Annotated in this window: 22 protein-coding genes; 7 read left to right on the plus strand and 15 right to left on the minus strand. The window is 54.9% G+C overall.

The window, feature by feature from the left end:
- Positions 1-129: 129 nt before the first annotated feature.
- Together dnaG and rpsU are read right to left on the minus strand one after the other, a co-directional pair.
- On the minus strand, positions 130-1,872 hold the full coding sequence (gene dnaG / locus OGX99_RS10090; protein ID WP_286543422.1) for a DNA primase: 1,743 nt from the start codon (positions 1,870-1,872) through the stop codon (positions 130-132).
- A 234-nt stretch (positions 1,873-2,106) separates the two neighbouring features.
- Positions 2,107-2,322 (minus strand): 30S ribosomal protein S21, encoded by a 216-nt coding sequence (gene rpsU, locus OGX99_RS10095; protein ID WP_001144069.1) that lies wholly within the window; start codon positions 2,320-2,322, stop codon positions 2,107-2,109.
- 236 nt (positions 2,323-2,558) lie between these two features.
- Between rpsU and tsaD the strand changes: the two genes are divergently transcribed.
- Positions 2,559-3,572 carry a tRNA (adenosine(37)-N6)-threonylcarbamoyltransferase complex transferase subunit TsaD gene (tsaD, locus tag OGX99_RS10100; protein WP_003024694.1) on the plus strand — a complete coding sequence of 338 codons (1,014 nt, stop codon included), beginning with the start codon at positions 2,559-2,561 and terminating at the stop codon, positions 3,570-3,572.
- Between the two features lie 71 nt (positions 3,573-3,643).
- Here the strand turns inward: tsaD and ureG are convergent, their stop codons facing one another.
- From ureG to ttdA, 10 genes are all read right to left on the minus strand, one after another.
- On the minus strand, positions 3,644-4,261 hold the full coding sequence (gene ureG / locus OGX99_RS10105; protein WP_151217758.1) for an urease accessory protein UreG: 618 nt from the start codon (positions 4,259-4,261) through the stop codon (positions 3,644-3,646).
- A gap of 9 nt (positions 4,262-4,270) precedes the next feature.
- Positions 4,271-4,942, minus strand: coding sequence for an urease accessory protein UreF (locus OGX99_RS10110; protein ID WP_187253275.1), 672 nt, complete (start codon positions 4,940-4,942; stop codon positions 4,271-4,273).
- On the minus strand, positions 4,942-5,400 hold the full coding sequence (ureE, locus tag OGX99_RS10115) for an urease accessory protein UreE (protein WP_187259029.1): 459 nt from the start codon (positions 5,398-5,400) through the stop codon (positions 4,942-4,944). The genes OGX99_RS10110 and ureE overlap by 1 nt, the downstream gene beginning before the upstream one ends.
- 9 nt (positions 5,401-5,409) lie before the next feature.
- Entirely contained in the window at positions 5,410-7,113 is a 1,704-nt protein-coding gene (ureC, locus tag OGX99_RS10120; RefSeq protein WP_210905390.1) for an urease subunit alpha, read from the minus strand.
- A complete protein-coding gene (locus OGX99_RS10125) occupies positions 7,106-7,426 on the minus strand; it encodes an urease subunit beta (RefSeq protein ID WP_187259027.1) in 321 nt (106 codons plus the stop codon). The genes ureC and OGX99_RS10125 overlap by 8 nt, the downstream gene beginning before the upstream one ends.
- A 9-nt stretch (positions 7,427-7,435) precedes the next feature.
- Complete coding sequence (locus OGX99_RS10130; RefSeq protein ID WP_003024678.1) at positions 7,436-7,738, minus strand: urease subunit gamma; 303 nt, start codon at positions 7,736-7,738, stop codon at positions 7,436-7,438.
- A 10-nt stretch (positions 7,739-7,748) separates the two neighbouring features.
- Positions 7,749-8,573 carry an urease accessory protein UreD gene (locus tag OGX99_RS10135; RefSeq protein WP_210905456.1) on the minus strand — a complete coding sequence of 275 codons (825 nt, stop codon included), beginning with the start codon at positions 8,571-8,573 and terminating at the stop codon, positions 7,749-7,751.
- Between the two features lie 123 nt (positions 8,574-8,696).
- Positions 8,697-10,160: an anion permease gene (locus OGX99_RS10140; RefSeq protein ID WP_151217755.1), complete on the minus strand. Its 1,464-nt coding sequence runs from the start codon at positions 10,158-10,160 to the stop codon at positions 8,697-8,699.
- A 48-nt stretch (positions 10,161-10,208) separates the two neighbouring features.
- Positions 10,209-10,814 (minus strand): L(+)-tartrate dehydratase subunit beta, encoded by a 606-nt coding sequence (gene ttdB / locus OGX99_RS10145; protein ID WP_210905388.1) that lies wholly within the window; start codon positions 10,812-10,814, stop codon positions 10,209-10,211.
- Complete coding sequence (gene ttdA, locus OGX99_RS10150) at positions 10,811-11,719, minus strand: L(+)-tartrate dehydratase subunit alpha (protein WP_016150995.1); 909 nt, start codon at positions 11,717-11,719, stop codon at positions 10,811-10,813. The genes ttdB and ttdA overlap by 4 nt, the downstream gene beginning before the upstream one ends.
- A 212-nt stretch (positions 11,720-11,931) precedes the next feature.
- On the opposite strand from ttdA, the gene ttdR reads away from it, so the two are divergent.
- Positions 11,932-12,873, plus strand: a complete 942-nt coding sequence (ttdR, locus tag OGX99_RS10155) for an L-tartrate utilization transcriptional activator TtdR (protein ID WP_210905387.1) — start codon at positions 11,932-11,934, stop codon at positions 12,871-12,873.
- A gap of 31 nt (positions 12,874-12,904) precedes the next feature.
- On the opposite strand, the gene plsY is transcribed toward ttdR, so the two are convergent.
- Complete coding sequence (gene plsY, locus OGX99_RS10160) at positions 12,905-13,522, minus strand: glycerol-3-phosphate 1-O-acyltransferase PlsY (protein ID WP_151217751.1); 618 nt, start codon at positions 13,520-13,522, stop codon at positions 12,905-12,907.
- Positions 13,523-13,628: 106 nt separating this feature from the next.
- Between plsY and folB the strand changes: the two genes are divergently transcribed.
- Positions 13,629-13,997 (plus strand): bifunctional dihydroneopterin aldolase/7,8-dihydroneopterin epimerase, encoded by a 369-nt coding sequence (gene folB, locus OGX99_RS10165; protein WP_151217750.1) that lies wholly within the window; start codon positions 13,629-13,631, stop codon positions 13,995-13,997.
- An 86-nt stretch (positions 13,998-14,083) separates the two neighbouring features.
- Positions 14,084-14,902 carry an undecaprenyl-diphosphate phosphatase gene (gene bacA / locus OGX99_RS10170; RefSeq protein WP_151224367.1) on the plus strand — a complete coding sequence of 273 codons (819 nt, stop codon included), beginning with the start codon at positions 14,084-14,086 and terminating at the stop codon, positions 14,900-14,902.
- A gap of 60 nt (positions 14,903-14,962) precedes the next feature.
- Here the strand turns inward: bacA and OGX99_RS10175 are convergent, their stop codons facing one another.
- Both OGX99_RS10175 and OGX99_RS10180 read right to left on the minus strand, forming a co-directional pair.
- Complete coding sequence (locus OGX99_RS10175; RefSeq protein WP_252838744.1) at positions 14,963-16,204, minus strand: multifunctional CCA addition/repair protein; 1,242 nt, start codon at positions 16,202-16,204, stop codon at positions 14,963-14,965.
- Between the two features lie 61 nt (positions 16,205-16,265).
- Entirely contained in the window at positions 16,266-16,886 is a 621-nt protein-coding gene (locus OGX99_RS10180; protein WP_048232822.1) for a TIGR04211 family SH3 domain-containing protein, read from the minus strand.
- A 241-nt stretch (positions 16,887-17,127) separates the two neighbouring features.
- Here OGX99_RS10180 and OGX99_RS10185 point away from each other — a divergent pair, with 241 nt between their 5' ends.
- From OGX99_RS10185 to hldE, 3 genes are read left to right on the plus strand one after another with little or no spacing between them, the layout of a single operon-like run.
- A complete protein-coding gene (locus tag OGX99_RS10185; protein WP_151217748.1) occupies positions 17,128-18,429 on the plus strand; it encodes a CYTH domain-containing protein in 1,302 nt (433 codons plus the stop codon).
- Between the two features lie 39 nt (positions 18,430-18,468).
- On the plus strand, positions 18,469-21,309 hold the full coding sequence (gene glnE, locus OGX99_RS10190) for a bifunctional [glutamate--ammonia ligase]-adenylyl-L-tyrosine phosphorylase/[glutamate--ammonia-ligase] adenylyltransferase (protein WP_286538554.1): 2,841 nt from the start codon (positions 18,469-18,471) through the stop codon (positions 21,307-21,309).
- A 59-nt stretch (positions 21,310-21,368) separates the two neighbouring features.
- Positions 21,369-22,802, plus strand: a complete 1,434-nt coding sequence (gene hldE, locus OGX99_RS10195; protein WP_187259021.1) for a bifunctional D-glycero-beta-D-manno-heptose-7-phosphate kinase/D-glycero-beta-D-manno-heptose 1-phosphate adenylyltransferase HldE — start codon at positions 21,369-21,371, stop codon at positions 22,800-22,802.
- The last annotated feature ends 23 nt before the right edge of the window (positions 22,803-22,825 follow it).

Here is a 22,825-nt window from a genome sequence, read left to right on the forward strand (position 1 = left end):
TTCGTTTGATTGGTGTTAGGCGGTAAAACCGCCAACGGCAAAACGAGGGCATACTTATATTTTGCCGCTGCCTCTCCGTGCGGCTGTCGGGGGCTTCCCGATAGGTATTCGGCAGTTAAGCCGTTAAATTCATTTTTTTTCCAGGGCCTGTCTGATTTCCCAGAACTCCCTGCGCTCTTCACTGCTCAAACCGTGCGTGCGATCGCGAGCTATCAACTCTTCCTGTCGCTGTTCAAGCATTGAATCAAAAATTCGGTTTAGCGTGTCGGTGAACATTTTTTCAACATTCTCATCCTTTATATCGTTCCAGGTTGAGAGTTTTTCAAGTGTTGCGTATTCACTTGCTCCGCGATAATTCTCTAACAGTTGACCCGTTGTCAGGCCGGGTTGCGCCACACACTGGTTGACCAGTTCGCTGAACAGGTTGAGCCCCGGTAGCTTTGCCTGAGCCAGCCCATGCATAGGTGGTACAAGTGGTGCCAGATTTGGGTTTTGCACCAGTAGTCCTATAAGTATACGCATAGGCGTCTGTTTTATCTGCTGAGGCGGGCGTACCACGCCACTTTCTGCCTGTTTTGGCATTAAACGATCAAGCGCCGCATCGTCAAAGATGCCCAGCTTCAGTCCCAGCGTCTGGCGCAGCTGAATCCGGTGCGCGTCACCTGGCACCTGGCTTATCAGCGGCAGGGCCAGCGCGGCGAGCTGCGTGCTGCCGTCCGGTGAACTGAGATCAACCTGCGGTAAGAGACTGTTAAATAAGAAGACGGAGAGCGGTTGTGCGTGCTCCATCCGTGCTTCAAAGGCCTCTTTACCCTCTTTACGTACCAGCGTGTCCGGATCTTCACCTTCGGGCAGGAACATAAAGCGTAGCTGACGACCGTCGGTCATGTACGGCATCGCGGTTTCCAGCGCACGCCATGCGGCGTCGCGGCCGGCGCGGTCACCGTCGTAACAGCAAATCACGTTGTTTGTCGCACGGAATAACATATGAATGTGGTCCGCCGTGGTCGACGTACCCAGCGAGGCGACGGCGTAGTTGATACCGTATTGCGCCAGCGCGACAACATCCATATACCCTTCGACAACCAGCAGACGCGGTGGTTCAGCGTTGTGCTGCTGGGCTTCATAAAGGCCATACAACTGACGGCCTTTATGGAAAATATCGGTTTCCGGGGAGTTGAGGTATTTTGGCGTATCGTTACCGAGTACGCGGCCACCAAAACCAATCACCCGGCCTCGTTTATCGCGAATCGGGAACATCACGCGATTGCGGAAACGGTCGTAGGTTCTTCCCTGGTCGTTATTGACCAGCATTCCGGCATCGAGCAGCAGCTTCCTGTTGTCGACATTTCCGCCGAAACGTTTTAAGGCGTTATCCCATCCCGGCGGCGCAAAACCAATAGCAAACTGCTGGACAATCTCGGCACTCAGACCGCGTTGCTCCAGATACTGGCGTGCTGGCTCGGCGATGGGTTGGGCGAAGGATTGCTGATAAAAATCATTTAACCCTTCCATTAGCTGATAGAGATTCTGACGCTGGTGACGCTCTATCTGGCTAAGACCTGTTCCGGCTTCATAAGGCACTTCAAGGTTGTGCATTGCGGCCAGTTCTTCGACGGTTTCCACAAACTCGAGCTTGTCATAGTTCATGAGAAAGTCGACGGCGTTGCCATGCGCGCCACACCCAAAGCAGTGATAAAACTGTTTTTCACCGTTTACAGTGAAAGAGGGGGTTTTTTCGTTATGGAACGGACAGCACGCGTGATAATTTTTGCCCTGCTTTTTCAGCTTTACCCGCGCGTCGATGAGATCGACGATGTCGGTTCTTGCCAGCAGGTCATTGATAAATACACGTGGGATTCGTCCAGCCATATGCCCCGTTATTACACTTCATCCTTCAAACTGTCTCTGCGTTGACTGCACTCGCTCACCCCTGTCACTTACTTAAGTAAGCTCCGGGGATTCACTCGCTTGCCGCCTTGATACAGTGTGAATGATTTTGTGTAATTGCTGATGTATAAACGAAAACAAGCCGCGCATTCCTTCCGGAAGCACGGCCTTACAACTACAACTCAGTCTGAATTGAGAGCTTTGGCTCTCAATAGATTAGTACAGACGAGTACGGCGTGCGTTTTCGCGAGCCAGTTTCTTCGCGTGACGTTTCACAGCAGAAGCTTTAGCGCGCTTACGTTCGGTAGTCGGTTTTTCATAGAACTCACGACGACGAACTTCCGCCAGAACACCTGCTTTTTCGCATGAACGCTTGAAGCGACGCAGTGCTACGTCGAACGGCTCGTTTTCACGTACTTTAATTACCGGCATGTAACTCTCACCTTTAATAAATTCGGTTTGCCGCTGGCATCAACGCCAGCTTATTTCAAAATGGTGCGGAATTTTACTGCAATTGCTGCTGCTTTGTAAAGCACCGACGCGATTTTGAAAGGGACTTTTATAAGGACAAGGAGTATACACGAGCGAAACACCTGGGGCGAACAAAGTTTTACATCAACCCGCATTGGTCCTACACTGCGCGGTAATAAAGCGAGGTAAAACAAGTCATGCGTGTACTGGGTATTGAAACATCCTGCGATGAAACCGGCATCGCCATTTACGACGATGAAAAAGGTCTTTTAGCCAACCAATTGTATAGTCAGGTGAAATTACACGCTGACTACGGCGGCGTAGTGCCAGAACTGGCCTCGCGCGATCACGTACGTAAAACCGTACCACTGATCCAGGCCGCGCTGAAAGAGGCGGGACTGACGGCAAAAGAGATTGATGCGGTGGCGTATACCGCAGGTCCTGGTCTGGTTGGCGCGCTGTTGGTCGGCGCTACCGTAGGACGCTCCCTGGCGTTCGCCTGGGGCGTGCCGGCAATTCCTGTACATCATATGGAAGGGCATCTGCTGGCACCGATGCTGGAAGATAATCCTCCTGCTTTTCCGTTCGTCGCACTGCTGGTTTCCGGCGGGCACACGCAACTGATTAGCGTCACCGGTATCGGTCAGTATGAATTGCTGGGCGAATCAATTGATGATGCCGCTGGCGAAGCGTTCGATAAAACGGCCAAGCTACTGGGGCTGGATTATCCAGGCGGCCCAATGCTGTCAAAGCTTGCCTCGCAAGGCGTTGAAAAACGTTTTGTCTTTCCGCGCCCGATGACCGACCGTCCGGGGCTGGATTTCAGCTTCTCCGGCCTGAAAACCTTTGCCGCGAATACCATTCGTAATAACGAAAATGACGATCAGACGCGCGCAGATATCGCTCGTGCGTTTGAAGATGCGGTAGTTGATACGCTGATGATCAAGTGCAAACGCGCGCTGGATCAAACCGGTTTTAAACGTCTGGTGATGGCAGGGGGCGTGAGCGCAAACCGTACGCTACGCGCAAAATTGGCCGAGATGATGCAAAAACGTCGTGGTGAAGTATTTTACGCGCGTCCGGAATTTTGTACTGATAACGGGGCGATGATCGCCTACGCGGGCATGGTGCGTTTTAAAGCGGGCGCAACGGCAGATCTTGGCGTGACCGTGCGTCCACGCTGGCCGCTGGCGGAATTACCGGCGGCGTGATTTTTTGCCCGGTGGCGGCTTCGCTTACCGGGCAGACAAAACCGTGGGCTGCCCCCCGGTGATAAACTGCACTACATCCGCAGCATCCCTTTCTCTTCAAGAAACGCGATAATTTTTTCCAGACCCTCTCCGGATTTTAAATTACTGAACGTCCACGGACGCTCGCCGCGCATACGCAAGGTATCGCGTTCCATCACCTCCAGCGAGGCACCGACGTATGGGGCCAAATCGGTTTTATTGATCACCAGAAAATCGGATTTAGTGATCCCCGGACCACCTTTGCGTGGGATCTTCTCGCCTTCGGCAACGTCGATCACATAGATCGTCAGATCTGCTAATTCCGGACTGAAGGTGGCGCTCAGGTTATCGCCGCCGCTTTCTACAAAAATCAGATCCAGATTGCCGAATTTCTCGCTTAATGCCTCTACGGCAGCCAGATTCATCGATGCATCTTCGCGGATAGCGGTATGCGGGCAGCCGCCGGTTTCCACACCGACGATCCTGTCTGGCTCCAGTGCGCCCGCTTCGGTGAGAATGCGCTGATCTTCTTTGGTGTAGATATCGTTGGTGACTACTGCCAGTTGATAGCTGCTGCGCATGGTTTTACATAACGCTTCCAGCAGCGCCGTTTTGCCCGAACCGACCGGGCCGCCAACGCCTACGCGCAGGGGATGCTTGCTGTTACTCATTTTTTCTCCTCAGGAGCGGAATAATCGGGAATATTGCGTTTCATGCCGGGCAGATGCGATTGCAGCCAGCGGCGTTGCGGAGCCGAGACTGGCATCAGGACACGCCAGCGCCTGTGCCAGGCCCTGCGCATAGCGATCGCATAGCGCAATAATCAAACGCTGGGCTGCCTGTTGACCAAAGGGAACCAGTTTGACGCCAGCCATCACTGCGCTCTCAATCCAGCTGTAGCCGAGGCTTAACGCCAGTTCGGTCAGGGGGATTTTCCAGCGCACACCCAGCCAGGCCATGCCGCAAAGCTGGCTGTCGACAAAGAGCGTTCGCCACTCCCGCGAGCAATCTGCTTCCCAATCGGTGACCAGTCGCGTAAACGCTGCGCCCCGACAGCGTTCTTCATCCCGCAGTTCGCGGGTTTCCCGGCAGGCCAACAGGTAAGCGGTCCAGCGGCGCGCTGCGGTGAGATCGCCCTGCTCGCAGGCGCGATACAGCCTCGCCAGCAGCGGTAGGTCGACGGTAAAAAAGTTCTGCTCCATCTGCTGAATTTGCCAGTCAGAGAAGTCATCGACGCTTTTCACCCAGCCGATTTCCACCGCCCATTCCAGGCCCTGGGACCAGGTAAACGACCCCACCGGGAGCGCGCTGCTGGCGAGCTGCATCAGACGTAGCTGTTGGGTGTTATGCATCAGTGTGCATGCCCGTGATGATGCCCGTGGGATTCACTGGCATAAGCGCCTGCTTCCGGTTCAAACGGTAGCTGAGCGAACGTCACCTCGAGGTTGAACTGGCGCAGCATGGCGTCCAGCACGTGATCGTGGTGGTAGCGCAGCTCATCGGGCAGAATTTGCAGCGGAACGTGGCGATTGCCGAGGTGATAACAGGCTTTGGCGAGCAGGAAAGGATCGACGCAGTGCACCACGGAAACCGACTCCGGCGCGGCGATCACTTCGATCACCTCGCTGCCATCTTCGGTGGCCAGCAGGTCGCCACCGCGTAACAGCAAACCGCGCGGTAGCATCAGCCCGGCTTCGCGACCGTCGTTCAGCGCTACTCTGGCGCGACTTTTTACGCGCATATCAATGGGTAGCGTGACGCTTGCGGTGACGCGGTGGGCGTGGTCAAGGCGTTGGGTCAGGTAGATCATCGTCACTCCTCAAAACAGAAAATAGCGTTGCGCCATCGGCAAAACGTTTGCCGGTTCGCTGGTAATCAGTTCGCCATCAATACGCACCTCGTAGGTCTGAGCATCGACAGTGATATTGGGTTGCAGGTCGTTGTGGATCATGTCGGCCTTTTTCACCGTTCTGCACCCTTTGACAACGGCGATGGCGCTTTGCAGGTTGAGCTGCTGCGGGATGTTTTGCGCGTCAGCGGCCTGAGAAATAAAGGTCAACCGGGTGTGATGCCGCGCCGCACCAAGTGCGCCAAACATCATGCGGTAATGTACCGGCTGCGGGGTGGGAATCGAGGCATTGATGTCGCCCATCGGCGCACAGGCGATCATCCCGCCTTTAACGATCGTCGCCGGTTTTACGCCAAAGAATGCCGGTGACCACAGCACCAGATCGGCCAGTTTGCCAGGTTCAACGGAGCCGACTTCATGGGCGATACCGTGGGTTAGCGCCGGATTGATGGTGTATTTGGCGACGTAGCGTTTAACGCGCAGGTTGTCGTTGTCGCCGGTTTCTTCAGCCAGTGGGCCACGCTGCGCCTTCATACGGTGTGCCACCTGCCAGGTGCGCAGGATCACTTCGCCCACGCGCCCCATTGCCTGTGAATCGGACGAGGTCAGGGAAAACGCGCCAATGTCATGCAGCACATCTTCGGCAGCGATCGTTTCCCGGCGAATGCGTGATTCGGCAAAGGCCACGTCTTCGGCGATATCCGGATCGAGATGGTGACAAACCATCAGCATATCGAGATGCTCGTCGATGGTGTTGATGGTATAAGGCAATGTCGGATTCGTGGAGGAGGGCAGGATATTCGGATGTGCGCAGGCGGTAATGATATCCGGCGCATGACCGCCGCCCGCGCCTTCGGTATGGAAGGTATGAATGGTACGATCGCCAATCGCCGCCAGCGTATCTTCCACGAAACCGGATTCATTGAGCGTGTCGCTGTGGAGTGCCACCTGGATGTCCATCTCGTCGGCCACGGTCAGCGCGCAGTCGATAGCGGCAGGTGTGGCGCCCCAGTCTTCGTGGATCTTCAGGCCAATGGCACCGGCCGTGATTTGCTCGCGCAGAGCGTCAGGGTTTGAGCCGTTACCCTTGCCCAGCAAACCAATATTAACCGGCAACGCGTCTGCCGCCTGCAGCATGCGCGCGATGTACCACGGACCCGGCGTACAGGTGGTGGCGTGAGTTCCGGCGGCCGGTCCGGTGCCGCCGCCTACCATCGTCGTCACGCCGGAAACCAGCGCTTCTTGCGCCTGCTGCGGGCAGATCCAGTGAATATGCGTATCCACGCCGCCCGCGGTGACGATCTTACCCTCCCCGGCGATGACTTCAGTTCCCACACCTATCGGGATCGTGACGTTGGGCTGAATATCAGGGTTGCCCGCTTTGCCGATGGCGAAGATCCTGCCAGCTTTGATGCCGATATCCGCTTTCACGATCCCCCAGTGATCGACGATCAACGCGTTGGTTATTACCAGATCCACACACGCTTGCGCGCACATTTGTCCCTGACCCATACCGTCGCGGATCACTTTGCCGCCGCCGAATTTGACCTCTTCGCCGTAGGTGGTGAAGTCTTTTTCCACCTCGATCCACAGGTCAGTATCCGCCAGTCGCACCTTATCGCCGGTGGTTGGGCCAAACATGTCGGCGTACGCCTGCCGGGAAATTTCACTCATTATCTGCCTCCAGCGCGCCCATCACTTCGCTGCGAAACCCGACGATCCTTTGTGCGCCAGCGACGCGCACCAGTTCGACTTCGCGTTTTTGTCCCGGCTCAAAACGTACCGCCGTGCCCGCCGCAATGTTCAGACGAAAGCCGCGAGCGGCCAGTCTGTCAAAGCGCAGCGCCGGGTTCACTTCAGAAAAGTGATAGTGCGATCCCACCTGGATGGGTCTGTCGCCATGATTTTCCACCACGATCGTGCAGGTCTCCCGCCCTTGGTTGAGCGTGATATTGCCTTTTACGATTTGATATTCACCTGGGATCATTACCGCTCCTTAGACGATCGGGTTGTGGACGGTGACCAGCTTCGAGCCGTCCGGAAACGTGGCTTCAACCTGAATATCCGGGATCATTTCCGGTACGCCTTCCATCACCTGATCGCGACGCAGCACGTGACGTCCGTCTTCCATCAGTGCGGCCACGGTTTGCCCGTCGCGCGCGCCTTCCATGATGAAAGCGCTAATCAGCGCCACCGATTCCGGGTAGTTCAGCTTCAGCCCGCGGGCCAGACGACGTTCCGCTACCAGTGCGGCGGTAAACAGCAACAACTTATCTTTTTCTCTGGGAGTCAGTTCCATAAGGGTTCTCTTAGGTTTGCCAGATTCGCGGTAGTACAGGCGTTTTATGTGTCAGCAGCGGGCGCAGGAATTGCCAGATGTCACGCATAACGCGCTGTACAATCAGGTTGTCGTCGGCAAGAAAGCGGATTGTCAGCAGCGAGTCATTAAGCGTTGCTCCGGCGTAATCGCCAAGTGATGTAAGCCGTTCGCGCGTGCCCTCCAGCATGTGTTCGCTGGCCGGATAACACAGCAACGTGCCGACCCAGGGATGATGCGCAACGCCACTCAGGTCTCCCTCCTGCAACTGCAAGCGTTCTATCAGCAGCGGCTGGCCATCCCGCCACACTTCCAGACGGTTTTGCAGCACGCCGTGGCTGAAGATTTCTTGCATAACCGGTCGCCCGAGACACAGTAGATCCCAGGCCAGCAAGCGACTCTCTGATGCGATGTGAAAGACGGACTGAATAACAGCGTTGGCGCCGGGAAAGAGGATCGTATCCTGCGGCAGCCACTCCAGCGTGGCATTCGAAGCGAGCGTGAAATGCTGGTGCAGCAACGCTTGTGGCCCACGACTGCGATAAAACTTGCCCGCGCCGGGCTGGGTGATTAACGCATGGCTGTTTTCGTCGAGTGTGACGGCAATATGAAGCTCATCTCCGCCAACGATCCCCGCCGGTGGATGAAGCAAATAGAGGTGACAGACGTCCTCTTCCGGGTAAAACGGACGCTGAACCGTCAATGGACCATGATGACGCGCCGAGGCGAGCACCGTTTTGTGCCCAGTGCGGGTAAAATGCAGATCCAGTTCGGCCTGCCAGCCCCTTGTGAGTGTCTCGTGCGCAACCGTGTCCAGAGCGTTTCTCTTATCAGCATGAGGGTGTTTGCATACAAAAAAGTATGCCTCAGCGCATCGGGAAATCGATCATATGAGAAGCTTATGGATTAAGGGGCGACAATACGCCGCCCCACCAGGGTTTTACAGTAAAACGAGGGGCATCCAGACCAGACCGGTGATCACCAGCAGAACGAGAAAAATCAGGCCAAAAATAGCGCCGAGCCGCCAGTAATCCACCGTCGGCAAATAGCCGCTGCCGTAGTAGATAGGGCTAGGACCGGTGGCGTAAGGGGTCAGAATGCTGCCCAGACCAATGGCGGCACCAACCATCAGGCAGAAGACCGGTAATGGGATTTCCGGCATCGCCAGCGCGGCGGCAATCATCATTGGCGCCAGGGCAGAGGTATACGCCGTGGCGCTGGCAAAGAAGTAGCGTAGCAGGTAGAACACCACGATGAGCGCCACCATCACCATCATCGGCGAATAGCCGCTCAGTCCTCCCGCCAGCAGTTTGCCAAACCAGGAGATAAAGCCGGTGTTGTTCAGTCCGGTGGCGAGCGTGATCAGCGAGGCCAGCCAGAAAAAGACGTTCCACGCGGCTTTATTACTGACGATGTCATCCCAACTGATGATGCGCAAAACCAGCATCAAGGCCACTACGCTGTATCCGACCATCGCGGCGTCAATAAAATCGCCGCCGAAGATCCACAGTACCAGCGCGCCGACCATCAGCACCAGCATCTTTTTCTCGCGAGCGCAGAGCGGTCCCATCGCTTTTAGCTCTGTATCCGCCCAGCGTGGAACCTGATCGCCGGATTTCAGTACCGGTGGGTACAACACATACGCCAACCACGGCACGGTCAACACCAGCAAAATGCTCAGCGGCAGCATGCCTAAGAACCAGTCGCCCCAGCTCAGCGCCGTGTGGGACGCACCTTTCATCAGGCCGATCAACAGCAGGTTCGGTGCCATCGCCGTTAAGAAAATGGCGCTGGTGACGCAGTCGGCGACAATGCCCATCCACATGATGTATGAGCCAATGGAGCGTGAACTGGTACTATTGGGCTGTGAGTTATACAGCGGCGGCAGGTTGCGGATAATCGGGTAGATTATTCCGGCTCCGCGCGCGGAGTTGGAAGGTGTGACGGGGGCGAGGATAAGCTCAGAGAACATCACCGCATAGCCGAGAAACAGCGTCCGGTGCCCCATCTTTTTCACCAGCATCAGCGCGATACGCCGACCGAGTCCGGTTTTCTCATAGCCGGTACCAAACATAAAGGCCGCGAAGATCAGCCAGATAACCGAGTTTGAAAAGCCAGATACCGCCCACGACAGTGATTTGGCGGTAAATTTAAAACCGTCCTGCGCGAGTTGCTCCGGGCTGAACAGCAGCCACGGTGAAAGGACGGCGATGATCGAAATGCCAATCATCGCCACTACCGCGCCCGGTACAGGTTCCAGAATAAGCCCGACAATCACACCGGTAAAGACGGCAAAATAGAGCCATGTATGACTCTCAAGACCGGTGGGGACGGGAAGAACAGCAATAATGGCGATGACCACCAGCGGAGTCAGGTATCGCCACCAACCAGCTAAAGGTGCCATTGTTGTACCCCTGCGAAGAGGGAGAGGCATTACGCCCCTCCGGGAGGGTTATTTGATGTAGTGCACGTGCTCGCAGATTTCATCGACGATAGGATCGCGACGTTCAGCGAACTGCTTTTTGTTTTCGGCAATCAGGTTATTGCCGTGGGTATCGATGGAAACGATCAGCGGGCCAAACTCTTTTACCCGGCATACCCACAGAGATTCCGGCATGCCGAGTTCGGTCCAGTGTACCTCTTCAATTTCTTCAACCTGAGTTGCCGCCACGACCGCACAGCCTGCCGGGAAGATGACGTGCAGCGCTTTGAACTGCTTACAGCCTTCTTCCGTCAGCGGTCCCATGCCGCCCTTGCCGACCACCAGCTTGACGCCCGTCTGCTCGATAAAGTCTTTCTCAAACGCTTCCATACGCATGCTGGTAGTTGGGCCAACGGAGACCATCTCCCATTTATCACAGTTCTTACGGACGATCGGGCCCGCATGGAAAATGGCTTTGCCGTTCAGGTCATAAGGAATCGGGCGCTTCAGTTCGATCAGTCGGCGGTGGCAAACGTCACGGCAGGTCACCAGCGTGCCGCTCAGGTAAATGACATCGCCAACGCGAATGTCTGCCAGATCTTCGGCTTTGATCGGGGTTGTGAGGATCTTTTTCATAACGCGCTCCGGGTGTGAGACAGGTTTTCGAAGGAGAGGTCGGCATGAACCAACAGCGTGCCGCGACGATGCGCCCAGCAGCCGGTAGAGACGGCAACGCCTATAGTCGACGGGTGGCGTGCGGCGGATTCGATATGCACGCCCATCACTGAGCTATTCCCGGTCAACCCTTGCGGCCCAATGCCCAGACGGTTAAGCCCTTCTTCCAGACGCAGCTCCAGCTCAGCCGCTTTTGGGTTTGGATGGCGTGATCCGATAGGGCGTAGCACCGCTTTACGAGAAAGCACGGCAGCAGTTTCTACAGAGGTGGCTATACCCACACCTACCAATACCGGCGGACAGGCGTTAACAGCCAGCGTGGAGATATTTTCGAAGACAAATTTCACCACGCCTTCATAGCCTTCAGAAGGCATTAACACTTTTGAGCGCCCTGGCAGCGTACAGCCGCCGCCTGCCATGTAGACTTCGATTTCCGCGTCATCATTATCAGGGATGATGTCCCAGGTGACCCACGGCACGCCCGTACCGGTATTTTTTCCGGTATTCACTTCGTCAAAAATCTCAACCGCGTTATGGCGCAGCGGCGCTTTTACCGTAGCGTCTTCAACGGCCTGTTTCAGAATGCTTTGCAGTTCGCCGAGGAGCGGAAAACGGGAACCAACCTTCACAAAAAACATGATCTCACCGGTGTCCTGGCAGGCTGGACGATTCAGGTCGATTGCCTTCTGCATGTTGTCAAACATGGTGTGGTAGATGATTTTACCCATCGGCGAGGTTTCGCCTTCACGCAGCTGTTTTAATTTATCCACAACATCGTCAGGCATGCGGGTAGAAATCATGGCGGTAAAGTCGGCGACAATGTTCGTCAGCGTAGTTATCGCATGTTGGTTATTTTGATTGCTCATCTTATTAACTCCAGTTCTTTTATTTATCTGGAAATAAACTCTCCGCCAAAAACTAACACTAAAAATGTGGATTTATATTATTTGGCACTGTGAATATCCAATTAACAGTTCGTGAATGATGTCCAGATAAGGCAATAAAAATTGCGGCAGAGCAGGGTTTAATACGCATGAGAGAATTACACTGCGGTTAATCACATTACGGATTACCGATCATGCTGAACACGTATCCCCTGGCGAAAGACCTGCAGGTGCTGGTTGAAATTGTTCATAGCGGCAGCTTTAGCGCCGCCGCCGCGACGCTGGGCCAGACGCCTGCGTTTGTGACGAAGCGCATTCAGATCCTTGAGTCCACGCTAGGGGCTACGTTGCTAAGCCGCTCGGCACGCGGCGTGGCGCTAACGGAGAGTGGTCAACGTTGCTATGAACACGCGCAGGCGATCCTCGCAAGCTATCAGCATTTGGTCGATGACGTTACGCAACTCAAAACGCGTCCGGCAGGGATGATTCGTATCGGCTGTAGCTTTGGTTTTGGGCGCAGTTATATTGCACCGGCAATTACAGAATTGATGCACAGCTATCCTGAATTACAGGTACATTTCGAACTTTACGATCGGCAAATTGATTTGGCGCAGGATAATATCGATTTGGATATTCGCATCAATGATGAGATTCCTGATTATTATATTGCGCATTTGTTAACGAAAAACAAAAGGATATTATGCGCGGCACCGACGTATTTACAGAAATACGGTGAGCCGACGACGTTACCAGAATTAATTCGACATGATTGCCTGGTCACCAAAGAACGGGATATGACTCACGGGGTGTGGGAACTGGATAACGGTCAGGAGAAAAAGTCGGTTAAGGTGGCGGGACATCTTTCTTCTAACAGTGGTGAGATTGTGCTGCAGTGGGCGCTGCAGGGAAAAGGGATTATGTTGCGTTCCGAATGGGACCTGCAGCCATTTCTGGCTAGCGGGGAACTGGTGCGGGTGCTGCCGGACTATGCGCAAAGCGCCAATATCTGGGCGGTTTATCAGGAGCCGCTGTATCGCAGCGTGAAGCTTCGCGTGTGCGTGGAGTTTCTGGCGACGTGGTGTCAGCGTCGATTAGGCAAGCCGGTGGAAGGGTATCACATCCCCGAGGCCGGATAAGACGCCGACGCGTCACTATCCGACAATAAAATCACTCGGGGTCTTTTTCGCGTTTTTTCTTCAACTTGGTCCAGATCTTCGGTTCCTGACGACGCCACAGGCGCTGAATGTTGTCATGGTGACGAAGCAGAATTAAGCACGACAACATGGACACCGGGAAAGTGAACTGGGGATTGAACCACCAGACGTAAAAAGGGGCAATCAGCGCGCTGACAATAGCGCCTAACGACGAATAGCCGCTTAACAGGACGGTTAACAGCCAGGTTCCGGCCATCACGCCGGTTAAATCCCAGCCAATCGGCGCAATTGCGCCAAAGGCGGTGGCAACGCCTTTCCCACCTTTAAAACCGAAGAATACCGGCCAAATGTGTCCCAGACAGGCGGCGATTGCGATCAATCCCAGCCAGAAGGGGCTGATGCCTAGCGCATAGGCACCCCAGACGGGTAACATACCTTTCAGGACGTCGAAAATCAGCACCGCGACGGCGGCTCCCTTGCCACCGATTCGCAATACATTCGTCGCGCCCGGATTCCCAGAACCACTGTCCCGCGGGTCCGGCAATCCAGCAAGGCGGCATACCAGAATAGCACTGGAAATTGAGCCACAGAGGTACGCGAAGATAATCATTCCAGGCGCGATTGCACTCATAAGCTGTTCCGTTTTGAAAATGTCGTGTAAAACGCTACTTCTGTGGATAATACGCATATTTCGCCGGAAGTGGTATCCGGGTTAGCCAAAAAGCAGGCAGGTCGTGATGGATATTGTATTTATAGAGCAACTTTCCGTAATCACCACTATCGGTGTTTACGACTGGGAACAAACGATTGAACAGCAGTTGGTGTTCGATATCGAAATGGCGTGGGATAACCGCAAAGCGGCTAAAAGCGATGATGTGGCTGATTGCCTGAGCTATGCTGATATTGCACAAACGGTTGTTAACCATGTGGAAGGTGGGCGTTTTGCGCTGGTAGAACGTGTGGCGGAAGAGGTGGCGGATATGCTACTTAGCCGCTTTAATTCACCATGGGTGCGGATCAAACTCAGTAAACCTGGTGCGGTAGCCCGTGCGGCAAACGTCGGGGTCGTCATTGAGCGTGGCAATAATCTGAAAGAAAATAATTAATTTAATAATTTCTAAATCAAACGGGTATAAAAGAGTCCTTTCGTCGGCTCTTTTTTGCCGTGGTTTCTCTATCTAGGGGTTTATTAATGAGTGATATGCACTCGCTGCTGGTGGCGGCAATTTTGGGTGTGGTCGAAGGATTGACGGAATTTTTACCCGTTTCCAGTACCGGCCATATGATTATTGTTGGCCACCTGTTGGGTTTTGAGGGTGATACCGCAAAAACATTCGAGGTGGTGATCCAGTTGGGGTCTATTCTGGCAGTGGTGGTGATGTTCTGGCGACGTTTGTTTGGCCTGATCGGCATTCACTTCGGCAAGGACCCACATGAAGGGACAGGCAAAGGTCGGCTGACGCTGGGACATATTCTGTTGGGGATGATTCCGGCCGTTGTACTGGGACTGGTGTTCCACGACACCATCAAGTCGCTGTTTAACCCGATCAACGTGATGTATGCGCTGGTGGTTGGGGGCGTGCTGCTGATTGCCGCAGAATGCCTGAAGCCGAAAGAGCCGCGCGCGCCGGGTCTGGATGATATGACCTATCGCCAGGCGTTTATGATTGGCTGTTTTCAGTGTCTGGCGCTGTGGCCGGGCTTTTCTCGTTCCGGTGCGACGATTTCTGGCGGTATGCTGATGGGGGTGAGCCGTTACGCGGCTTCTGAGTTTTCATTCCTGCTGGCGGTACCGATGATGATGGGCGCCACGGCGCTGGATCTTTACAAAAGCTGGTCGTTCCTCAGCGCATCAGATATACCGATGTTTGCAGTTGGCTTCGTGACGGCATTTATTGTGGCGCTGGTCGCGATCAAAACCTTCCTGCAGCTGATTAAGCGCATTTCGTTCATTCCGTTTGCGATTTACCGCTTTATTGTGGCCGCTGCCGTTTACGTCGTGTTCTTCTGATGACTAACCTGGTGCCGGATGGCGGCGTTCCGCCTTATCCGGCCTGGGGGTGATATCCGTTCAGGCGGTGGGTTTAGGACACCGCTTCTCCTTCCAGTTAGCCACCGCTGCGATGCGACGTCGGGTCAGTTCTTCACGAATTGCCTGACCTTTGAATCCCGCTTCCACGACATCTTTCGTGGGTACCGCCTGCGCAACCTGCCAGGCCTCGCGCAACAACCTGCCTTGCGGGTAATCCGCCGCTTCAAAACCGGTTCGCCCACGCACGTCGGCCTCGCTGGTCAGGGCGATTTGCTCCACGCGCTGCGGTTTACGCCAGGCATCGATGGAATCAAACAGCTTAACGATGGTTTTCGGCTGCAGGATCGGGAAGGTATGAATCAGGTCGTGGAACTCGGCCACCAGTTTGGCTAAATCACGGATGTCATTCGGCACGCGCAGGCGCTGACACAGTTGCTCGACCAGCTTAACGCCCGCCGGACCGTGGCCGTGATGGCGCGGCCATAGCGCTTTAGGCGTTAAAGCTTTGCCAAGATCGTGGCACAGCGTGGCGAAACGCACGTCGACCTCCGGGCTTAACATGGCTGCCATCGACAGCGTCATCAGCGTGTGAATGCCGGTATCAATTTCCGGGTGCCATTGCGCGGGCGCAGGGACGCCGAACAGGGCATCCACTTCAGGAAACAGAACGCGCAGTGCGCCACAGTCGCGCAGGACCTGAAAAAAAACGTGTGGATTACGGGTGGTTAAGGCGCCTTCCGTTTCTTTCCACACGCGCTCTGGCGTCAGGTGTTCCAGCTCGCCAGCGGCGTTCATCTCGCGCATCAGCGTCATGGTTTCGTCGGCAATACGAAAGCCGAGGTGTGCATAACGGGCAGCAAAGCGCGCCACGCGCAACACGCGTAGCGGATCTTCGCTAAAAGCAGGGGAAACATGGCGCAGCAGGCGGTTTTCCAGATCGTCGAGTCCATTATACGGGTCGATAATCTCCCCGTCGTCATCGCGGGCCATTGCGTTGATGGTCAGGTCGCGACGCTGAAGATCGGCCTCCAGCGTCACATCTGGCGCGGCGTAGCAGGTGAATCCGGTATATCCTGAGCCTGATTTACGTTCAGTACGTGCCAGCGCATACTCTTCCCGGGTTTGCGGGTGCAGAAACACGGGAAAATCGCGACCTACCTGCTGGTAACCCGCGTTGAGCATTCCTTGCGGCGTGGCGCCGACTACGACCCAATCTTTATCTTTAATCGGTAGCCCTAATAACGCATCCCGAACTGCACCACCGACCAGATAAATCTTCACGCCACTTTCCTTTTGAAAAAAACATTCCTTAATCATATGTCAGTGTGGCGGAGAAGGCGATTCAGTTCATCCAGCGATCTTTGCGTTTACGGCTTGGGATCATGTGTGGCAGAACCAGACCGAGCAGCAGACCAAGACCCAGCACGCCGCCGCCATACATAAACCATTGCATGATGATAGTACGCTGCTTGTCATCAAGCTGAAGGTTGGCTGCGCTCACCTTCTTTTGCGCCACGATAAGTTCGTTCTTCAGCTTCTGGTTTTCTTGTTTCAGCCCGTCAATCACGCTGTCGCTTTGTGCTACCTTTTGCTGCATGTCGGCGGTACGCTGATTCCATGTGGTATCGATATTATTGAGCTTATCGGTCAAGGTCTTAACCTGGTTTTCCAGGTCGGGAACGCGGGTACGCAGGCTCGGCGTACTGTTCAGCTCTTTCAGTGGGATCCAGGCGGTACGTCCGGTGCTGTCTTTCACCTGGGCGTAGTTGGTGTTGGCATCGGTCTGTAATAGCGTGACTTCCTCGCCGGCGTTAACCGTACCCACGAGGCGATAATTATCTCCCGGACCGCTGCGGACCCAGGTGTTCAGTTCGTCAGAGACATAGCGCTTTTCTTCGGCATGAGAGACTGCAGTGGCGCTAAGTGCGAGTAAAGTTAATCCAATCAGGCGTAATTTTGGCATCAGGCTGTCGTTATTGTCATAGAAAGTGGAACGATAGTAGTGGCATCAGTGTCTCTACGCAAAGCATTCGACATCAATCGGAATCATCTGTGTCCTTTTTGCCACCACCCGAAACTTTTACGCCCGTCAAATTGCTCGTTGCATGGCAATTTGGCGCAAAATACTATCTACTGACCATAAAGAACGAACTTAGTTCGCAGTCAGTTTTCTCAACTGTGACATAACCCATAAGTACAAGACCATGGCCCAGGAAATCGAATTAAAATTTATCGTCAATAGTGACGCTGTTGATGCGCTGCGTGAATGTCTGAATACGCTGGGGGGAGAGCATCATGCGCCCAGCCAGTTGCTGAATATTTACTACGAAACGCCGGATGCGTGGTTGCGTAATCACGATATGGGGCTGCGTATTCGCGGTGAAAACGGTCATTACGAAATGACCATGAAAATTGCCGGACGCGTAACGGGCGGCCTGCATCAGCGACCGGAATTTAACGTTGCGCTGAGCGCGCCTGAGCTGGATCTCGCCTTGTTCCCAACGGAAGTCTGGCCAGATGGCGAACTGCCTGCTGAACTTGCCTCTCAGGTGCAACCACTGTTCAGCACCGATTTTTACCGTGAGAAATGGTGCCTGGATGTTGACGGCAGCCGTATTGAAATCGCCCTCGATCTCGGGGAAGTAAAAGCGGGCGAATGTGCTGAACCTCTCTGTGAGCTTGAACTTGAGCTGCTAAGCGGCGATACCCGGGCGGTACTGAAGCTGGCAAACCAGCTGGTTTCGCAAGCCGGTCTACGCCAGGGCAGCCTGAGCAAAGCGGCGCGCGGCTATCATCTGGCTCAGGGGAATGCGCCGCGTGAACTCAAACCGACGCGCATTTTGCAGGTTCCGGCGAAGGCGAGTATTGAGCAGGGGATGGAAGCGGCGCTGGAGCTGGCATTATCACAGTGGCAGTACCATGAAGAGTTGTGGGTACGCGGCGTCAAAGGGGCGAAAGCCGAGGTTTTGGCTGCAATGGGGCTGGTACGCCACATTCTGATGCTGTTTGGTGGCTGCGTGCCACGAAAAGCGAGCGCTCACTTACGTGATTTGTTGACCCAGTCGGAAGCGATCATCGCGTCTGATGTGTCTGCCGTTTCGGCGGTTTACAGCACCCAAACGGCGATGGCCAAACTGGCGTTAACCGAATGGCTGGTGACCAAAGGGTGGCAGCCGTTCCTTGATGCGAAGGCGCAGGGTAAAATTGCCGACTCCTTTAAGCGTTTCTCGGATACGCATCTCTCACGCCATGCCGCTGAACTGAAAACCACTTTCGCTCAGCCGTTGGGCGATAAGTACGTCGATCAGCTGCCGCGCCTGACGCGCAATATTGATAGCATGCTGATGCTGGCGGGATACTACGACGAAAATGTCGCATCGGTATGGATCGCCAACTGGCAGGGCTTACGTCACGCCATTGCGGCCAACCAATATATTGAAATTGAACACTTCCGCAACGAGGCGATCGCGCTGGAACCGTTCTGGCTGCACAGCGGAAAACGATAATTAGGGTTGAGGCCTCAATACGCAAAGGATGTCCCATACATGAAGCAGCTCTCTTCACCGTTACAGCAGTACTGGCCGACCGTTGTTGAGCGGCTGCCAGCAGCAATCTCTGAGTCCTCGCTTAGCGTGCAGGCGAAGTCAGTGCTTACATTCAGTGATTTTGTCCGCGACAGCATGATTGCCCATCCCGAATGGCTGTCTGAGCTGGAAAGTACGCCACCTCAGGCGGATGAATGGCAACATTATGCCGAGTGGTTACAGCAAGCATTGGTCGATGTCAGCGACGAAAACACGCTGATGCGTGAGCTGCGCTTGTTTCGCCGTCGTATCATGGTGCGTATCGCCTGGGCGCAGACACTGTCGCTGGTGACCGAAGAGAGTATTTTGCAGCAGCTAAGTCATCTGGCTGAAACGTTGATCGTCGCCGCGCGTGACTGGTTATACGCCGCCTGCTGTCGCGAGTGGGGAACGCCCTGTAATCCTGAAGGTGTTGCGCAGCCGCTGCTGATTTTAGGTATGGGAAAACTCGGCGGCGGCGAGCTGAATTTTTCCTCTGATATTGACCTGATTTTTGCCTGGCCGGAGCACGGCAGTACGCAGGGCGGGCGTCGCGAGCTGGAGAACGCGCAGTTCTTTACTCGCATGGGGCAGCGGCTCATCAAGGTGTTGGATCAGCCCACAATGGATGGTTTTGTCTATCGGGTGGACATGCGTTTACGCCCGTTTGGCGACAGCGGCCCGCTGGTGCTGAGTTTCTCTGCGCTGGAAGATTATTACCAGGAACAAGGGCGCGACTGGGAACGTTATGCGATGGTCAAAGCCCGCATTATGGGCGATTCCGACGGTACCTACGTCAGTGAACTTCGCGCGATGCTGCGGCCATTTGTCTTCCGCCGCTATATTGATTTCAGCGTGATCCAGTCTCTGCGAAACATGAAAGGGATGATTGCCCGTGAAGTGCGCCGCCGAGGCCTGAAAGACAACATTAAGCTGGGGGCGGGCGGTATTCGTGAAATCGAATTTATCGTGCAGGTATTCCAGCTTATTCGCGGTGGGCGCGAGCCGTCTCTGCAATCCCGATCGCTGTTACCGACGCTCAGCGCCATCAATGAATTGCACCTGCTGTCTGATACCGACGCGGAACAACTGCGCGCAGCCTATCTCTATTTGCGCCGCCTGGAAAATCTGCTGCAAAGTATCAATGATGAGCAGACCCAGACGCTGCCGGGCGATGAACTGAATCGCGCGCGACTGGCGTGGGGGATGAACGTTGATGACTGGCAGCAGTTAACCGATGTGCTGGTCAATCATATGGACAATGTGCGCCGGGTATTCAACGAGCTGATTGGCGATGACGAAGCTGAAACCCAGGAAGAGTCGCTCTCTGAGCAGTGGCGCGAACTGTGGCAGGACGCATTACAGGAAGATGATACCACGCCGGTGCTGACGCATCTGGCAGATGACGATCGCCGGCGCGTGCTGTCTCTGATTGCTGATTTCCGCAAAGAGCTGGATAAACGCACTATTGGCCCACGTGGACGCCAGGTGCTGGATCATTTAATGCCGCATCTGTTGAGCGATGTCTGTACGCGTGACGACGCCTCAATACCGCTGTCGCGCATCACTCCGCTGCTGGTCGGCATTGTGACCCGCACCACCTATCTGGAGCTGCTGAGCGAATTCCCGGGAGCGCTTAAGCACCTGATTTCACTCTGTGCCGCCTCGCCGATGATTGCCAGCCAGCTGGCGCGGTATCCGCTGTTGCTCGATGAACTGCTGGATCCGAACACCCTGTATCAACCCACCGCGACGGATGCTTACCGTGATGAGCTGCGCCAGTATTTGCTGCGCGTACCGGAAGATGACGAAGAACAGCAACTGGAAGCGCTGCGACAGTTTAAGCAAACGCAGCTTTTGCGAATTGCCGCGGCTGATATTGCCGGTACGCTGCCAGTGATGAAGGTGAGCGACCACTTAACCTGGCTGGCGGAAGCCATGATCGATGCGGTAGTCCAGCAGGCGTGGACGCAAATGGTCGCCCGCTACGGGCAACCTACCCATCTTGACGAGCGTGAGGGGCGCGGTTTTGCCGTCGTTGGCTATGGCAAACTGGGCGGCTGGGAACTGGGCTACAGTTCGGATCTTGATTTGATCTTCCTGCATGATTGTCCGATGGACGTAATGACGGACGGTGAGCGTGAGATTGACGGGCGACAGTTCTATCTGCGTTTGTCGCAGCGCATTATGCACCTTTTCAGCACCCGCACCTCGTCTGGTATTTTGTACGAAGTGGATGCGCGGCTGCGTCCATCCGGCGCGGCGGGAATGCTGGTGACATCAATCGACGCTTTCGCCGATTACCAACGCAACGAAGCGTGGACGTGGGAGCATCAGGCGCTGGTGCGTGCTCGCGTGGTATACGGCGACCCGCAGTTGACCTCTCAGTTTGATGCGATTCGTCGCGATATCATGACCCTCGTCCGTGATGGAAAAACCTTGCAGACCGACGTGCGTGAAATGCGTGAGAAAATGCGCGCCCATTTGGGCAATAAGCATCGCGATCGCTTTGATATTAAAGCTGACGAAGGTGGCATTACCGACATTGAGTTTATTACGCAATATTTAGTGCTGCGCTATGCGCATGAAAAACCGAAGCTGACGCGCTGGTCGGATAACGTGCGCATTCTGGAATTACTGGCACAAAACGACATTATGGATGAGCAGGAAGCGCTGGCACTTACCCGCGCTTATACAACGCTGCGCGACGAACTGCACCATCTTGCGTTGCAGGAACTTCCAGGCCATGTAGCGCCGGAACACTTCAACGCTGAACGTACGCTGGTGCATGACAGCTGGCAGAAGTGGCTGGTTGCCGAGTGAAGTGTGCTATTATCGCGCGCAAATTTTAAGACCCTCAGAGAATCTCTCAGGAGACAGGAATGAAAGTAACGCTGCCAGAGTTTGAACGTGCAGGAGTCATGGTTGTCGGTGATGTGATGCTGGATCGCTACTGGTACGGTCCTACCAACCGTATTTCACCTGAAGCGCCGGTTCCGGTGGTGAAGGTCGATACCATCGAAGAACGTCCCGGTGGCGCAGCAAACGTGGCGATGAACATTGCCTCTCTGGGTGCAAATTCCCGTCTGGTGGGTTTGACCGGTATTGACGACGCGGCGCGGGCGCTGAGCAAAACACTGGCGGATGTGAACGTAAAATGCGATTTCGTTTCCGTGCCGACGCATCCGACAATCACCAAACTGCGCGTGCTCTCCCGCAACCAGCAGTTGATTCGCCTGGATTTCGAAGAGGGTTTTGAAGGCGTGGATCCGCAACCGCTGCACGAGCGTATTAATCAGGCGCTGGGCTCTATTGGCGCTCTGGTGCTTTCCGATTACGCCAAAGGCGCGCTGGCAAGCGTGCAGCAGATGATTGCGCTGGCGCGTAAGGCTGGCGTGCCGGTACTTATCGATCCGAAAGGGACCGATTTTGAACGTTACCGCGGCGCAACGCTGCTGACGCCCAACCTGTCTGAGTTTGAAGCGGTAGTCGGTAAATGCAAAAGCGAAGATGAACTGGTTGAGCGCGGCATGAAATTGATTGCTGATTTCGACCTTTCCGCACTGCTGATTACCCGTTCAGAACAGGGTATGACGTTGCTGCAACCGGGCAAATCGCCACTGCATATGCCGACGCAGGCGCAGGAAGTGTATGACGTGACCGGTGCGGGCGATACGGTAATCGGTGTGCTGGCGGCGACGCTGGCGGCGGGTAATTCACTGGAAGAGGCGTGCTATTTTGCTAACGCTGCAGCCGGTGTTGTGGTCGGTAAACTGGGAACCTCCACCGTTTCTCCGATTGAACTCGAAAACGCTGTGCGTGGCCGGGCTGATACTGGTTTTGGCGTGATGAACGAATCTGAGCTGAAACAGGCCGTTGCCAGCGCGCGCAAGCGTGGTGAGAAAGTGGTGATGACCAACGGCGTGTTCGACATCCTGCATGCGGGCCACGTTTCTTATCTGGCGAATGCGCGCAAGCTGGGCGATCGCCTGATCGTGGCGGTAAACAGCGATGCATCGACCAAACGTCTGAAAGGCGAAACGCGTCCAGTCAACCCGCTGGAACAGCGCATGATCGTGTTGGGCGCGCTGGAATCCGTCGACTGGGTGGTCTCGTTTGAAGAAGATACACCGCAGCGTCTGATCGCCGGCATCCTGCCGGATCTGCTGGTTAAAGGCGGCGACTATAAGCCGGAAGATATTGCGGGTAGCAAAGAGGTATGGGCAAACGGCGGTGAAGTGCTGGTGCTGAACTTCGAAGATGGCTGCTCAACGACCAATATCATCAAGAAGATCCAGAAAGACAGCGATAAGTGAGCTCTGACCTGATAGCCGGATAG

This window comes from Citrobacter sp. Cu096, from assembly GCF_030332285.1.
Lineage (GTDB): Bacteria > Pseudomonadota > Gammaproteobacteria > Enterobacterales > Enterobacteriaceae > Citrobacter > Citrobacter meridianamericanus.